Genomic DNA, 13,691 nt, shown 5'->3' on the forward strand with positions numbered 1-13,691 from the left:
GCGCTCATCGCGCTGATCAACGCCTACAACCGCGCGAACGTCCTCGTCCAGCAGCCGGCCGGCGACTACGAGCCCGGCATGTTCGGCTGAGCCCGGCAAGTCCGGCTGAGCCCGGCCCGCACACCGGCGGAGCCGAACAGCGGCCGAGCCCGCTCACGGGTGCATCCGCGCCCCCTTGAGGACCTTGTCCACGGCGTTCCTCGGGCCGTACACCGCCAGCCCCACCAGGTCCAGGCCGTCCGTCGGGACGGCCCGGACCGCGGCGCGGTTGTCGCGGTCGTTGCCCGTGGCGAACAGGTCCGAGGTGAACACCGCGCGCGGCAGGGCCCGGCCCAGCGCCCTGCCGTGGGCTGCGTCCAGGGTCTCCTTCGTGCCCTCGAAGACCAGCACCGGCTGGCGGAACATCGGCAGGTACGGCACGCCGTCCGCGTCCTCGTACGGCTCCCCGATCACCTCGGGGGACGCGGTGCCGAGGCCGCTGACCAGGAAGGCGGTGACGTTCAGGCGCTGCCAGGGCTCCAGGTCCTCGCGCAGCAGTACGGCGATCTTCGTGTCGAAGCGGAGGGGTTCGGTGTTCATGGACCGAGACTCCCCTCCGCGCCACGGCCGGGTCTTGTACGTTTTTTGCATGGCCGCCGGTCAGGACCTCGTCACCGCGTGGCGCCCCGGGGTGCCGGGCGTCACCGAGGTGTTCCACGCCCGCTTCACGGAGTACGCCTATCCGATGCACGTCCACGACGCCTGGACGCTGCTGATCGTGGACGACGGGGCCGTACGGTACGACCTCGACCGGCACCGGCACGGCACCCCGCACGACACCGTGTCGCTGCTGCCGCCGCACGTACCGCACAACGGCTCCCCCGCCACACCGGGGGGCTTCCGCAAGCGGGTCGTGTATCTCGACGGCAGCCGGCTCGGGGAGGAGCTGATCGGTGCGGCCGTGGACTCCCCGGACCTGCGGGACCCCGTGCTCCGGACGCGCGTCGCCGGGCTGCACTCCGCCCTCGCCCGGCCCGGTGACGAGCTGGAGGCGGAGAGCAGGCTGACGCTGGTCGCGGAGCGGCTGCGGCTCCATCTGCGGCCGCGCGCCGGTGCGCCGCGCCGGTTCCGGGACCCCGTACTCGCCCGCCGGCTGCGGGAGTTGCTGGACGCCCGGGTGGTCCCCGGGGTCTCCCTGGAGGAGGCCGCGCGGACGCTGCACGCCCATCCGGCGCACCTGGTACGGGCGTTCAGCGGGGCGTACGGCATCGCACCGCACCGGTACCTGATGTCCCGGCGGATCGGACGGGCCCGGCGGCTGCTGCTCGACGGGGTTCCGCCGGGCGAGGTCGCCTCGGCCACCGGGTTCTACGACCAGGCCCATCTCACCCGGCACTTCCGGAAGTTGGTCGGGGTGACCCCCGGCCGTTACCGCAACGGCGCCCGCAGCGGCCGGGGGACGCCCGGCGGTGGGTGAGGGGTTCCGCGGAAGCCTCCCGTCCGCCGGACACCGCTGGTTAGCCTCCCCGCATGACTGACACACCGGAAGCGCAGGACACACCGGCCTCTCACGACGCGACCGCCTCCACTCCCGCCCGCGCCCGCGCGCTGCCGCTCAGGCGTCTCCCGGTCGCCGTCGCGGGGGCCGCGGCCCTGATCGCCCTCGGCGTCGGCGTGGCACTCGCGGCCCCGTCGGACGACACCCCGCGCCACGGGAGCGGCCCCGCGGCCACGGTCCTGTCGGACCCCGACCCGGACAGCGGAGGGACGTCCGTCGGCGTCACGTCGTCGGGCGGCACGTCCGACGGCGGGGGCTCCGACAGCGGGGGCGCCTCCGACGGACAGCCGGAGGAGGGCAGCGTCTCCGGCTCCGGCGGCACCGGTGCGCTCACGGACGGGGGCGGCACCGGCGGAAGCACCTCCGCCGGTACCGACGGCGGCACCGACCCGGACCCGGACGGCCCCGGACCCACGGACGGGCCCACCGGGACGCCGAGCCTCGAGGAGCTGAACCGGCGCGTCACCGAGCTGGACAAGAAGGTCGACCAGCTCCCGACCAAGAAGGAACTGGCCGACGCGCTGCGGGCGTTCGCCGATGAACTCGACCGGGGTGCCGGGACCCCGGCCCCCCGGCCGGAGCCGTCCCGAGCCCCCGGGCGGTAGGAGTCAGTCCGCCGGGCGGTCGATGAGGTGCGAGAACGCCTCCAGGTTCCTGGTGGACTCGCCGCGCGCCACCCGCCAGGCGTACTCCTTGCGGATCGAGGAGGCGAAGCCCAGCTCCAGCAGGGTGTTGAAGGCGCCGTCGGCCGCTTCCAGGACCTGGCCGAGGATGCGGTCGACCTCGTCCGGGGTGACCGAGGCGAGCGGGAGGCGGGCGGTCACGTAGACGTCGCCGAGGCGGTCCACGGCGTAACTGACGCCGTAGAGCTTGAGGTTGCGCTCCAGCAGCCAGCGGTGGACGCCGGGCTCGTTCTCGTCGGGGTGGCGGATGACGAAGGCGTTCAGCGAGAGGGAGTGGCGGCCGACGAGGAAGGAGACCGTCGTGGAGAGCTTGCGGGTGCCGGGGAGCCGGACCACGTAGTTCCCGGGCTCGGGACGCTCCCACTCCAGCTCCGCGTCCTCGAAGACGCTCTCCAGGACCTGCCCGGCCTTCTCGACATCAGCCATGGTGGGAGCGTACGCGACGGCGGTGGGACTGGGTCGCGGCCGTGTAGACGTCGGCGGTGACGGCGGCGGCCGTGTCCCAGCCGAAGGACTGGGCGTGCCGGGCGGCGGCCCGGCCCATGCGCTCGGTGAGGTCCGGATGGTCGGCGAAGCGGCCCAGCACGCGCGCGTAGTCGGCCGGGTCGTGGCCCTGGACGAGGAAACCGGTCTCGCCGTCGCGCACGGCCACCGGCAGGCCGCCGACGGAGGCCGCGAGCACCGGGGTGCCGGCCGCCTGCGCCTCGATGGCGACCAGGCCGAAGGACTCGCTGTGCGAGGGCATGACCAGGACGGACGCGGCCCGGAACCAGTCGGCGAGCTGCTCCTGCCCGACCGGCGGGCGGAAGCGCACCACGTCCGCGATGCCGAGCCGGGCCGCGAGCTTCTGCAGCCCCTCCGGTTTGGCGAGCCCGCTGCCGCTGGGGCCGCCGACGACCGGGACGACGAGGCGGGAGCGCAGCTCGGGGCGGTGCTCCAGCAGCACGGCCACGGCGCGCAGCAGCACGTCCGGCGCCTTCAGCGGCTGTATGCGGCCCGCGAAGAGCGGGACCAGGGCGTCCTGGGGCAGTCCGAGGCGGGCGCGGGCGGCGGCGCGGCCGTCGGCGGCACGGAAGCGGCCGAGGTTGACGCCGGGGTGGACCACGGCGACCTTCGCGGGGTCGGCCGCGTAGTGCCGGACCAGTTCGCCGGCCTCCTCGGCGGTGTTGGCGATGAGGCGGTCGGCGGCGGAGACGATCTGGGTCTCGCCGATGACGCGGGCGGCGGGCTCGGGGGTGTCGCCCTCGGCCAGGTTGGCGTTCTTGACCTTGGCCATGGTGTGCATCGCGTGCACCAGGGGCACGCCCCAGCGCTGGGCGGCGAGCCAGCCGACGTGCCCGGAGAGCCAGTAGTGGGAGTGGACGAGGTCGTAGTGACCGGGGCGGTGGCCGGCCCACGCCTGCATCACGCCGTGGGTGAAGGCGCACAGCTGGGCGGGGAGGTCTTCCTTGGCCAGGCCCTCGTAGGGGCCCGCGTCGACGTGCCGGACGAGGACGCCGGGGGCCAGCTGGACGGCGGAGGGGAGGCCGCCGGTCGTGGCCCGGGTGAAGATCTCGACCTCGATGTCGATCTCGGCGAGCCGCTGGGCCAGCTCCACGATGTAGACGTTCATGCCGCCCGCGTCGCCGGTGCCGGGCTGGTGGAGCGGGGAGGTGTGCACGGAGAGCATGGCGACCCGCCGGGGTCTGCGGTGCAGCCGGAGCCGGGGGGCCGACGGGGAGCGTCGCCCGAGCCTGCTGACGTACTGGCTCACGTGGCGGACCTCCTTGGTGCGGGCATGCCGTAGGAGGGCCCACCGCGCCCTCCCACGTGCTCCAACAGCGGGCGAGTGCCCTGCCATTTCCCGATCAAGCGGCTTTACCGAATCATTACCTATTATCGGTCAATGGTTCGATTACGGCTCGCGTCGGCCGAGAGGCCCCTCACCCTCGCACACGGCCCGTGTCGGCCCAGGGGGTCCTCGCCCCCGTCCACGGCCCGCGTCGGCCGGGGCGCCCCTTACCCTCGTACACATGAAAGCCCCCGCAGCGTCCCGGCCCGTGGGCACGGTGACGCGCGGGACCACCAACCCGAACCGGCTGCGCCGCATGGACCGCTGGATCGCGGCCGCGCACGGCGCCGCGCTGCGCCGGGCGAGCGACCCCGTGGCCGTCGACCTCGGGTACGGCGCCGCCCCCTGGACCGCCGTGGAACTGCTGACCCGGCTGCGCGCGGCGGCGCCCCGCACCCGTGTGGTCGGCGTCGAGATCGAACCGGCCCGGGTCGCGGCGGCGCGGCCGTACGAGCGCGACGGCCTGGTCTTCCGGCACGGCGGCTTCGAGGTGCCGGTGCCCGGGCGGCCGGTGCTGATCCGGGCCGCGAACGTGCTGCGCCAGTACGACGAGGCCGAGGTCGCCCCGGTGTGGCGGCAGCTGTGCGCGCGGCTCGCGCCGGACGGACTGCTGGTGGAGGGCACCTGCGACGAGATCGGCCGCCGGCACGTGTGGGTGGCGCTCGGTCCGGAGGGGCCCCGCACGGTCACCTTCGCCACCCGGCTGGGCTCCCTGGAGCGCCCCTCCGATCTCGCCGAGCGGCTGCCGAAGGCGCTGATCCACCGCAACGTCCCGGGTGAGCCGGTGCACGCCTTCCTGCGCGACTTCGACCGCGCCTGGGCCGCCGCCGCGCCCTACGCCGCCTACGGCGCCCGCCAGCGCTGGCTGCGCGCGGTGCGCGACCTGACCGCCGACTGGCCGGTGACGGACACCCCGGTGCGCTGGCGGCAGGGCGAAGTCACCGTCGCCTGGGGCGCGTTGGCGCCGGTGGGCTGACCGCCGTCCGACCCGGACACGCGTACGAGGGGGAACGCATCGCGCGCCTCGTTCGTCACATCGGCGAGGTGATCGCCGTGCCCGGCGGCCGGCCGGAGGTACCCGCTCCCCGACGGCCTCTGTCGCTTTGCGCGCGACCGTGGCACGATCCCTCAGACGACCGTAAGTTACTGACGGTAAATCAGTTTGGGGGAACAGGTATGGGTTCGGGCAAGCGCGGCCTGCTCACGGCCGCCCTGACCGTGGTCTGCGCGGTGACCGTCCTCGCGGCGCCCGGCACGGCGTTCGCGGCCCCCGCGCCCATACCCGCGCCGGCGGTGACTCCCCTGCCGGACAAGGACCTCGAGGAGGTCCGCGCCAGGCTCGACAAGCTCTACCACGACGCGTCCGTGGCCACCGACGCCTACAACGCGGCCGAGGAGAAGGTGAAGGAGCAGTCAGCCGAGATCGCGGAGCTGGCCCGGAAGCTCGACCAGGGGCAGCGGCGGCTGGACGCGCTGAAGGACCAGGCGGGCGCGACGGCCCGGGACCAGTACCGCACCAACGGCCTGTCCTCCACCGCCCAGTTCCTGCTCACCGACGACCCCGGGCGGTTCCTGGACGGCACCGGGCGGATGCTCCAGGGCCAGCGCGCGGCGACCGGACTGATGGCCGACATGACCCGCGCCCAACAGGAGTTGCGGACCTACGCCGACGACGCCGCCGCGCGGCGGAAGCGGCTGGAGAGCGACCGCAGGGCGAAGGCCGCCGCCAAGAAGAAGACCGAGCAGCAGATCGACGCGGCGAAGGAGCTCGAGTCCCGGCTGGAGAAGAAGGAGAAGGAGCGGCTGGCCCAGCTGGAGCGGGAGGCCGCGAAGAAGGCGCAGACGGCCTGGCTGGACACCGGCGTCCTGAAGGACGCCCACGGCACGGCGTCCGCGCCGGGCGAGAAGGCCGTGAAGTACGCCACCGCGCAGCTCGGCAAGCCGTACGTGTGGGGCGCCGAGGGCCCGGACTCCTTCGACTGCTCGGGCCTGACCTCCCAGGCCTGGGCCGCGGCCGGGCATCCCGTGCCGCGCACCTCGCAGGAGCAGTGGCGGCGGCTGCCGCACGTGGCCGTCAAGGACATGCGCCCCGGCGACCTCGTCATCTACTTCGACGACGCCAGCCATGTCGCGCTGTACATCGGCGACGGCACGGTCATCCACGCCCCGCGCCCCGGCCGTACGGTGACGGAGGCGGGCGCCGGCTCGATGCCGATCCTGGGCGTCGTACGACCGGACGCGTGACGGGCCCCGCGCACGCCCCCGCCGCCGGTGACCCGCGTCACGTGACCCACCGCACGGCCAACTCCCCCCAGACGTGAGCTTCGTCATCCCGGGCGGCCCGTCGGCGTGTCCAACTGCGGTACGGAACGCGGCATATGACGGCGGCGGGCGGCGGAGCGACCCGACTCACACCATTCCGCCGGGGCGGTCCCAGACGCTATGGTCACCGGTCGGTGGGTCGAGACCCTCGACGCCGCCGTGCCCTCGGGGGGAGGGAAGGAACCCAAGACGATGCCCGTACCCGTACCGCGGCAGCGAGCGATCCCGGCCGTGGAGAGTGGTCACGCGCAGGCCCCGCAGGCCGTCGGCGGCCCCCTCAAGGAAGAGGCACACCGCGACGCCACGCCCGCGCACGGCACCGGCGCCACTCTCACCCTGCTGCTGATCGAGAACGACCCGGCCGGCTCGCCGATCGTGCCCGACCTGCTGGACTCGGCCGGCAAGCCGATCCGGGTGCGCACCGCCCGCAACCTCACCGAGGCCGAGCGGCTGCTCACCGACGACGTCCACTGCATCCTGCTGGACCTGGCGCTCCCGGCGCCGGGCGGCGACGACACCGACGACGAGCTGGCCGTGCTCCGGCACGTGCTGCGGCTCGCGCCCCGGCACGCCGTGCTCGCGCTGACCGCCTCCGGCGACGCCGAGCGCGGCGCCGAGGCCGTGCGCGTGGGGGCCCAGGACTATCTGTTCCGGGACGAGCTGGACGGCCGGCTGCTCAGCCGCGCCATCCGCTACGCGGTGGAGCGCAAGCGCTCCGAGACGGCCGAGCGGCGGCTCGCCGAGGGCCGGCTGCGCGCGCAGGAGAACCGCCGCCTGGAGCGCGGCCTGCTGCCCACGCCGCTGCTGGACGGCTCCTCGCTGCGGTTCGCCGCCCGCTACCGTCCGGGCCGCTCCCGGGCCCTGCTCGGCGGCGACTTCTACGACGCCGTCCGCACCCCGGACGGCACCGTGCACGCCATGATCGGCGACGTGTGCGGGCACGGCCCGGACGAGGCCGCGCTCGGCGTGGAGCTGCGCATCGCCTGGCGGGCGCTGACCCTGGCGGGGCTGTGCGGGGACGAGCTGCTGAACACCCTCCAGCAGGTGCTGGAGCACGAGCGCGCCGACGAGGAGACCTTCGCGACGCTGTGCACGGTGGACATCGCCCCCGACGGCCGCCGCGCGGGCCTGTGCCTGGCCGGCCATCCGGCCCCGCTGATCGCCCGCCCCGGCCGGGCGCCGCGGCTGCTGCCCTACGAGAACAACGGCCCCGCCCTGGGCCTGCTGCCCGGCGCCCGCTGGCCCCGGATGCAGGTGGAGCTGGGGGCCGAGTGGAGCCTGATGCTCTACACCGACGGCCTGATCGAGGGCCGGGTCGGCGTCGACGGGGAGCGGCTGGGCCAGGACGGCATGGTGGAGATGATCCGCCGGCAGCTGGCCGAGGGGCTGCGCGGGGAGGAGCTGCTGCGGGCCGCGGTGCACGAGGTCCGGGAGCTGAACGGGGGCGAGCTGACGGACGACGTGGCCGTGGTGCTGCTGGACCGGGCGGCGTGAAAGGGGCCCGGTTCCGGGTGCGGGCCGTCCGTCGCCGGTCGCGCCCGCGTGACGGAGCCGCCCGCCGGTAGGGCCCGCGCCCCTCAGGCGGGTGAGCCGTGGCTCGCCTCCGGGGCGCGGGGATCTCGACGGGATGCCGCTGCCGGCGCTACCGGCCGCCGTTCCACGGCCCGTACGGGCCGTCACTGCTGCTGCCCCGGCGGCGCCCACCGCCGCGGCCGCCGCCCACCTGCTGGAGGGCGGGGCGGACGTCGACGAGGTAGACGATGCTGGCGACCGCGCCGGCGATCGGCAGGATGGACAGGATCGAGAACAGGTAGCTGACCACCAGCGCGATGCCGAGGATGATCAGCCAGAAGACCTTGTTCTGCTTGTCGGCGGCGCGGAAGGCGTCCTCCCGCCGGAACGCGGCGTCGAACAGCCCGACCGCGGCGAGGGCCATGAGGATGATCTTCAAGATGCCCATGAACCCCGCGAAGCCCAACATCAGCATGCCGTCCACCGTCCGTCGATCCGCGAACCCTGCTACGCCGCCACCGTACCCATAGAACGGGCCGGACACCCCAGAGGTGCCCGGCCCGGGCCCGTCCGGCCGGTCACTCTCCCCCGGCCGACGGGGTGGTCTTCTTCGCGCCGGTGGTCCTGCGGGCGGCCGGCGCCTTCTTCGCCGCGGGCTTCTCCTCCGCGGACTCCTCCGCCGCGGCGGGCTCGGGCCCCGTCCCCGTCGCCTTCGGCTCCTCGTCCCGGACCTCGACCGGCTCGGGCTTGCCCTCGACGGCGATCGCCAGCTCCTCGATCTCCTCGGCGGCCTCGCCGCGCCAGGTCTTCACGGCCTGTTCGCCGTGCTCGGCCACCTTCTCGTAGGTCTCGCGGGCCTTGACCGCGTACTCGGCGGCGACGCCGACCCCGCGCAGGGCGAGGTCCTGGGCGGTCTCGCCGAGCTTCTTCACATCGAGGGCGCCGAAGATCTCGCCGACCTTGGCCTGAAGGGCCTCCTGCGCCTCCTTGGCACGGGCGGCGGCCTTCTCCTGCACGGCCTTGGGGTCGGTGTTGCGTACGGCGTCGATGCGGGCCGGGGCCTGCGTGCGGAGCTGCTCGACCAGGAACGGCACCTTCTTGGCCTGCTGGAGCGCCAGATCGGCGGTGCCGGCGGCGAAGTAGAGCGGGGTCGGGTCGCTGAACGTCTTGCGCAGGTCGTCGGTGATGGCCATGGTGGGATCCTCCCGGATCGGATTCGCGTTCGGCTGGGTTGACGAGGTCCGCGGCGGGCGTCCGAGCCCTGGTCCGGCGTTATCCGGCCGTCCGCCGCCGACCCCCGTCGATGTCGCTTCCGGCGGCATCGCCTCCGCCGGCCTTGCTGCTCCCGCCACCGGTCCCCTGGTCCATGGGGTCCTCCCCGTCCCGCGCCGGCCCGGCGGGCTCGCCGGTCCCGAATCCGTTCTCCTTGCGGAAGGACTCGTAGATCTGGAGCAGCACCTGCTTCTGCCGCTCGTTGAGCGAGGGGTCGGCGAGGATGACGGCGCGCGTCTCGGCCTCGTCCCGGTCCCGCTCGGCGTCGAGGATGCCGGCGCGGACGTACAGCGTCTCGGCGGAGATGCGCAGGGCCTTGGCGACCTGCTGCAACACCTCCGCGCTCGGCTTGCGCAGCCCGCGCTCGATCTGGCTCAGGTACGGGTTGGACACCCCGGCGGCGTCGGCGAGCTGCCGCAGCGACAGCTGGGCGTTCCGCCGCTGCTCGCGCAGGTACTCACCGAGATTGCCGACGTTCAGCGATGCCATGCCTCCACCTTGCCCCACCCTCGCTAACTTTTGCAAGCACCCGCTTGCAAAAGTGTGTCGGGGTGTCGCGAAGGGTGGGTGAGCCTGAGCACGATAGGTGTCGCTTTTGCACGACAACTGTCGCCATCCGGATCCAGTCGGAAATTGTGGGGCGGTTTCGGGCTGCGGCGCCAAAGATTGGCGCTGTGCCCGATTTTGCGCATGATGAGGCCACGGCCCGGCGTGCTCTCGACGTCATCGACCAGTTGCTGGCCGCCCGCGACAGGATGGCCTCCGGAGTGGGTGGCGTCGGCTTCCTCCGCGAACACGAGGCAGTGGCACCAGTCGCGTGGAGCTGGTGGATGCTGATTTCGGACTCCGCCCGCGTGGTGGCGGAGGCGGCCAAGAACGGCAACGGGTTCGTCGTCGCACCGGTGATGCGGAACCTGATGACGCACGCTGTGGCGATGGCCTGGCTCGTCGACGGCGGCGGCGCGGCGGTGCAGGCCGTCGACGCCTACAGCGACGACCAGCTCCTCAAGCTGATCACCAACGCGAAGCGGGCTGGGTGGGATGTCGGGGGAGACGAGGTCGAGGCAAAGGTCCGTGCCGCCGTCGACGAACGCACCGCCTACCCGGACCTTGAGGTCGTCCGGCTGACGAACGAGATCCGGAACACTGCCGACCTGATGGCAGCGTTCGGGGAACAGGAAGGCTATCTGCCCTACCGGCACCTCAGCTCCTACTCCCACACCACGCGAGAGACGGCGCAGCTGTATCTCCATCCCACCCGGGCCGGCGGCTGGGAACTGCGCAACAAGCCCAGGGAGAGTGGCCTGAACGACGTCATTTGGACGGCCGTGTGCCTGATCCAGGCCGGCCGGATACTCGACTCCATCCTCAGCGAGCAGTTGCTGGCCGAGGAGCTTGATCAAGCCACCGCGCACCTCGGTGTCTCTGGGGACATCGTCCCCCGGCGTCGCCTTCGCCGGGGCGCCGCCAACTGACCTGGGCAACGCCAAGCTTCGGCGAGTAGGAGCCGATCCCGTCGCCACGGCGGGATAGCGCCATATCGGGGCACGCCATCGACGCCGCCTCACCAGCAGATCCTCCAGGTCGCAGTCGCAACCCGGCCCAGCGGCCGCAGCAGCCGCATCGCCCTGTCCGGCTGGAGCTTTGGACTCAGGACACTAGCGTGTGCGGGTGCCGAGGACCTTCCCGAGCGTGATGGCCACGTCGAAGTCCCGATCCCATGTGAGTGCGACGAGGTCGTCGAACTCCGCCTCAGGGCGGAGCAGATCGAGGACGTCGGCTTCGAATACTGAGCCCGGTTCTGCGAGGGCGAGCGCCTCGTCGTGGAAGCAGCGGTACGTGTTGCGTGACCGGAACATGACCGAGTACCCACCGTCTACGAGCTCTCCCACGGAGACATCCCATTTCGCTTCAAGCGCCTGCAGTGTGCCGGCGACGCGGTCGGCGTTGAGTGGCTCGGTCAACAGATCCGCTCCCACCGCTTCTCGGGCCGAATCCAACGGAAGCGTCTTGTCCCAGAGCACCGAGAGGTGTCGCTCGAAGCCGATGTCCTCGCGAGCTGCTTTGTCGAACTCCAGGTAGTCAGTGTCCAGACTCGTACGCATCCAGTGGGCGATCCAGAGGATCGGGGCGTCGATCAGATTCGCCTGCAACGAGCGATTGCCTTCACCGTAGACAGATTCACGGATGCTCGTCAGCAGCTCTTCGCAGTGGTAGTCCTTGCAGAACCGGAACAAGTGAGCCGACCGCCGTGGCAGACCGCTCCAGAGCGAAGACCGAGGGAGGGGGAAATCAGCCAGAATCGTCTCCAGCTCGCGTTGGAGTCCGGGCTTAGCGGCCGACACCACGCGAGCGTCGTCGTTCTCGTCCCACCGCCCGGCGCCCTCAGAGTCGAACTTCGCCTTGCACGAGGCATAAACAACGGCTTGAGCACACGTATTGAACAGCTCCGTGCTCACCCGGTACGCAACCTCGCAGTGATAGTTGAGGTTGAATCGGTCGAGCTCTCCATCGGCGACCCGCTCGAAGACATGCTTCGCCGACAGCACGTCTCTCGCGGCACGGCCGAGGATCCGCTCGACCTCACCGGACGACCTGTCGGCGGACGCTTCGGTGGGGCGCAGATCATCGGAGATCTCCTCGATTGCCGAGTTCAGCCGCTGAAGGGTTACCCGAAGCATGCCGCGTACGGTGTCGATGCGGAGCCGCTGCGCCTCGTCTTGGAGCAGCATCTGTTCAATGATCAAGTCGAGGTCTGCCAGGAAAGGGTAGCGGTCGCGCACAAGCGCGTGTCGTCGCCCTCGGGCGTTCTGCTTCGTGAACATCTCGGTTATGACGAGGCCGAGCGCAAAGATGTCCGCCGGCTTGCCGATACCGAGGGCGTTGTTCCTCACCATCTGCTCGGGAGCGAGGTAGTTCCGGTTCACCAAGAGGTCCCCGCGATTCGTGAGCGAGGAGTCCTTGAAATGCGCGATGCCGAAGTCGGCCAGGACGAGCCGACGCGCATCAGGGTCGACGAGGACATTCTCAGGTTTGATGTCGCGATGCACTATGCCGTCGCCGTGCACGTACGCGAGCGCATCGCAGAGCTGGCGCGCGTAGTCGAGAAGCACGTCAGCATCGGTTTCGTCGTTGATCACGTTTCGCAGCGTCATAGGGTAGAAGTCCATGACGTAGTAGAAGAAGTTCGCGTCCTCTGAGCGCGCGTGGATAGTTACGACGTTCGGGTGGCTCGATGTCTGCCCGTACCCGATCTCCTGCTTGAAACGCTTGTTGCGAGCGGAGTCCGCGTCGCGGTCCTTCTCAATCCGTTTGACTGCGAACACCTGACCGTCGGGCTTACGGCGAACCTTCCACACCACGGCTGATCCGCCCTCTCCCGGAGCTGAATCGCGGTCGTAAGTGACTCCGTCGATGATGAACGGTTCATTCTTCGGCATGAATCCACCCTACTGACCCTGGGGGCGGTGACGTCGGCCAATTGCCGCCAGGACCAAAGCGTTCTCCAGCGGGGCGAGGTAGATGCCCACCACGTCGCGGACCTTGGTCACGAACTGCGGGTCGGTACAGCTTCCAGGTCTCCACGATGTGCGGCTTGAGGCCGAACGCCCGCCAGATCCGCGAGACGGCCGACTGCGACATGCCCTCCGCCTCGGCCGTCGGACGTGTCGATCAGTGCGAATCACCCGTCGGTGGCGCCTGGCCGAGAGTTCTGGCGACTAGAGCTTCAACCTGCTCGTCGGTGTTCCTTCGCGGTGGCCCCGAACGCGGTCGGTCCGCCAGGCTCTCCAGCCGGTTCGCGGCGAACCGGGACCGTCACTTGCGTACCGTCTCTCGCGAGACACCCAGGTCGTCAGCTATCTGACTGGCTCTCGATGCGAGTGACCTGATCAGGGCCGGGGTGATCCACGCCGGGCACCATGGGGTTCTCGTAGTCGAACTCCACCTTGCCGAAGGATTCGCTGGTGATGGGCGGGGGGTCATTGTCGGCGATGATCAGTTGCAAGCGTTCGCCGTATGCGTCAGCCAGCGTCCTGAAGCGGCTGTAGATCTCGGCCGCGCGTTGCCGGTCGGAGGCGTTACACCGGGGCACCGATCCTGCCGCGGAAGTCCTCTGGACAATCCACCAGCTTCAAGAACTGCTCCAGGAATGGACCGTCCACTGGCAGAACCGGCCCCACGACGGGCTGCGGGACCCGCTGATGCCCGGAAAGGCGCTGACTCCGAACGAGAAGTACGCCGCCCTGGTCGCGGCGGCCGGGCACGTCCCGGTCCCGCTCAGCCCGGACGGGTACATCGAGCTGCTGCCCCGCTGTCGGCGGCGGATCAACTCCTACGGCATCCGTCTGGGTCACCGCACCTACGACAGCGCGGAGTTGAACCCGCTCCGCCGCCAGCCGTCCGGAGCCGGCCCGGACAGGCGGAGCTGGGAGGTCCACTAAGACACCATCTCATTTGGCTGCCTGGGTAGGCTGTCGGCCGTGGTGGGGATCGTTGAGCGGCTGGTGCCGGACGAGTTGTGGGAGCTGTTCCA

The 13,691-nt window shown here is 71.4% G+C and carries 15 protein-coding genes and 1 pseudogene; 8 read left to right on the top strand and 8 right to left on the bottom strand.

The window, feature by feature from the left end:
- Nucleotides 1–90 (top strand): annotated as a pseudogene (locus AB0E62_RS38775) (carboxymuconolactone decarboxylase family protein); the annotation flags it as partial.
- 63 nt (nucleotides 91–153) lie between these two features.
- On the opposite strand, the gene AB0E62_RS38780 reads toward AB0E62_RS38775, so the two are convergent.
- Complete coding sequence (locus AB0E62_RS38780) at nucleotides 154–579, bottom strand: DUF2000 domain-containing protein (RefSeq protein ID WP_362205442.1); 426 nt, start codon at nucleotides 577–579, stop codon at nucleotides 154–156.
- A gap of 49 nt (nucleotides 580–628) precedes the next feature.
- On the opposite strand from AB0E62_RS38780, the gene AB0E62_RS38785 reads away from it, so the two are divergent.
- The gene (locus AB0E62_RS38785; protein ID WP_362205445.1) at nucleotides 629–1,456 is read left to right on the top strand and encodes an AraC family transcriptional regulator; all 828 of its coding nucleotides are present in this window, start codon (nucleotides 629–631) and stop codon (nucleotides 1,454–1,456) included.
- Between the two features lie 53 nt (nucleotides 1,457–1,509).
- Nucleotides 1,510–2,142, top strand: coding sequence for a hypothetical protein (locus AB0E62_RS38790; protein ID WP_362205448.1), 633 nt, complete (start codon nucleotides 1,510–1,512; stop codon nucleotides 2,140–2,142).
- 3 nt (nucleotides 2,143–2,145) lie between these two features.
- Here the strand turns inward: AB0E62_RS38790 and AB0E62_RS38795 are convergent, their stop codons facing one another.
- Together AB0E62_RS38795 and mshA are read right to left on the bottom strand one after the other, a co-directional pair.
- Nucleotides 2,146–2,646 carry a YbjN domain-containing protein gene (locus tag AB0E62_RS38795; protein WP_362205451.1) on the bottom strand — a complete coding sequence of 167 codons (501 nt, stop codon included), beginning with the start codon at nucleotides 2,644–2,646 and terminating at the stop codon, nucleotides 2,146–2,148.
- On the bottom strand, nucleotides 2,639–3,973 hold the full coding sequence (gene mshA / locus AB0E62_RS38800; RefSeq protein WP_362205454.1) for a D-inositol-3-phosphate glycosyltransferase: 1,335 nt from the start codon (nucleotides 3,971–3,973) through the stop codon (nucleotides 2,639–2,641). The genes AB0E62_RS38795 and mshA overlap by 8 nt, the downstream gene beginning before the upstream one ends.
- A 259-nt stretch (nucleotides 3,974–4,232) precedes the next feature.
- Between mshA and AB0E62_RS38805 the strand changes: the two genes are divergently transcribed.
- From AB0E62_RS38805 to AB0E62_RS38815, 3 genes are all read left to right on the top strand, one after another.
- Complete coding sequence (locus AB0E62_RS38805) at nucleotides 4,233–5,027, top strand: class I SAM-dependent methyltransferase (protein WP_362205457.1); 795 nt, start codon at nucleotides 4,233–4,235, stop codon at nucleotides 5,025–5,027.
- A gap of 200 nt (nucleotides 5,028–5,227) precedes the next feature.
- Nucleotides 5,228–6,295 (top strand): NlpC/P60 family protein, encoded by a 1,068-nt coding sequence (locus AB0E62_RS38810; protein ID WP_362205460.1) that lies wholly within the window; start codon nucleotides 5,228–5,230, stop codon nucleotides 6,293–6,295.
- Nucleotides 6,296–6,565: 270 nt separating this feature from the next.
- Nucleotides 6,566–7,867 (top strand): fused response regulator/phosphatase, encoded by a 1,302-nt coding sequence (locus AB0E62_RS38815; protein ID WP_362205463.1) that lies wholly within the window; start codon nucleotides 6,566–6,568, stop codon nucleotides 7,865–7,867.
- Nucleotides 7,868–8,015: 148 nt separating this feature from the next.
- Here AB0E62_RS38815 and AB0E62_RS38820 read toward each other — a convergent pair whose 3' ends face one another.
- The 3 genes from AB0E62_RS38820 to AB0E62_RS38830 all read right to left on the bottom strand — a co-directional run bounded on the left by AB0E62_RS38820 (nucleotide 8,016) and on the right by AB0E62_RS38830 (nucleotide 9,646).
- Nucleotides 8,016–8,369, bottom strand: a complete 354-nt coding sequence (locus AB0E62_RS38820) for a DUF2516 family protein (RefSeq protein WP_362205466.1) — start codon at nucleotides 8,367–8,369, stop codon at nucleotides 8,016–8,018.
- 94 nt (nucleotides 8,370–8,463) lie between these two features.
- On the bottom strand, nucleotides 8,464–9,078 hold the full coding sequence (locus AB0E62_RS38825; RefSeq protein WP_362205469.1) for a hypothetical protein: 615 nt from the start codon (nucleotides 9,076–9,078) through the stop codon (nucleotides 8,464–8,466).
- Between the two features lie 79 nt (nucleotides 9,079–9,157).
- Nucleotides 9,158–9,646 (bottom strand): helix-turn-helix transcriptional regulator, encoded by a 489-nt coding sequence (locus tag AB0E62_RS38830; RefSeq protein ID WP_362205472.1) that lies wholly within the window; start codon nucleotides 9,644–9,646, stop codon nucleotides 9,158–9,160.
- A 185-nt stretch (nucleotides 9,647–9,831) separates the two neighbouring features.
- On the opposite strand from AB0E62_RS38830, the gene AB0E62_RS38835 reads away from it, so the two are divergent.
- The gene (locus AB0E62_RS38835; protein ID WP_362205475.1) at nucleotides 9,832–10,632 is read left to right on the top strand and encodes a hypothetical protein; all 801 of its coding nucleotides are present in this window, start codon (nucleotides 9,832–9,834) and stop codon (nucleotides 10,630–10,632) included.
- Between the two features lie 183 nt (nucleotides 10,633–10,815).
- Here AB0E62_RS38835 and AB0E62_RS38840 read toward each other — a convergent pair whose 3' ends face one another.
- Entirely contained in the window at nucleotides 10,816–12,597 is a 1,782-nt protein-coding gene (locus AB0E62_RS38840) for a serine/threonine-protein kinase (protein WP_362205478.1), read from the bottom strand.
- Nucleotides 12,598–13,010: 413 nt separating this feature from the next.
- On the bottom strand, nucleotides 13,011–13,163 hold the full coding sequence (locus AB0E62_RS38845; RefSeq protein WP_362205481.1) for a hypothetical protein: 153 nt from the start codon (nucleotides 13,161–13,163) through the stop codon (nucleotides 13,011–13,013).
- Nucleotides 13,164–13,359: 196 nt separating this feature from the next.
- On the opposite strand from AB0E62_RS38845, the gene AB0E62_RS38850 reads away from it, so the two are divergent.
- On the top strand, nucleotides 13,360–13,599 hold the full coding sequence (locus AB0E62_RS38850) for a hypothetical protein (RefSeq protein ID WP_362205484.1): 240 nt from the start codon (nucleotides 13,360–13,362) through the stop codon (nucleotides 13,597–13,599).
- Nucleotides 13,600–13,691 lie beyond the last annotated feature (92 nt).

The sequence above is a fragment of the Streptomyces sp. NPDC038707 genome (assembly GCF_040636485.1).
Taxonomy (GTDB): Bacteria; Actinomycetota; Actinomycetes; order Streptomycetales; family Streptomycetaceae; genus Streptomyces.

Bases quoted from the DNA above. Each gene is read 5' to 3' on its own strand.
- AB0E62_RS38785 (WP_362205445.1), top strand. From the start codon at position 629: ATGGCCGCCGGTCAGGACCTCGTCACCGCGTGGCGCCCCGGGGTGCCG.
- AB0E62_RS38810 (WP_362205460.1), top strand. From the start codon at position 5,228: ATGGGTTCGGGCAAGCGCGGCCTGCTCACGGCCGCCCTGACCGTGGTC.
- AB0E62_RS38795 (WP_362205451.1), bottom strand. From the start codon at position 2,646: ATGGCTGATGTCGAGAAGGCCGGGCAGGTCCTGGAGAGCGTCTTCGAG.
- AB0E62_RS38840 (WP_362205478.1), bottom strand. From the start codon at position 12,597: ATGCCGAAGAATGAACCGTTCATCATCGACGGAGTCACTTACGACCGC.
- AB0E62_RS38830 (WP_362205472.1), bottom strand. From the start codon at position 9,646: ATGGCATCGCTGAACGTCGGCAATCTCGGTGAGTACCTGCGCGAGCAG.
- AB0E62_RS38850 (WP_362205484.1), top strand. From the start codon at position 13,360: ATGCCCGGAAAGGCGCTGACTCCGAACGAGAAGTACGCCGCCCTGGTC.
- AB0E62_RS38815 (WP_362205463.1), top strand. From the start codon at position 6,566: ATGCCCGTACCCGTACCGCGGCAGCGAGCGATCCCGGCCGTGGAGAGT.
- AB0E62_RS38790 (WP_362205448.1), top strand. From the start codon at position 1,510: ATGACTGACACACCGGAAGCGCAGGACACACCGGCCTCTCACGACGCG.
- AB0E62_RS38805 (WP_362205457.1), top strand. From the start codon at position 4,233: ATGAAAGCCCCCGCAGCGTCCCGGCCCGTGGGCACGGTGACGCGCGGG.
- AB0E62_RS38780 (WP_362205442.1), bottom strand. From the start codon at position 579: ATGAACACCGAACCCCTCCGCTTCGACACGAAGATCGCCGTACTGCTG.
- AB0E62_RS38825 (WP_362205469.1), bottom strand. From the start codon at position 9,078: ATGGCCATCACCGACGACCTGCGCAAGACGTTCAGCGACCCGACCCCG.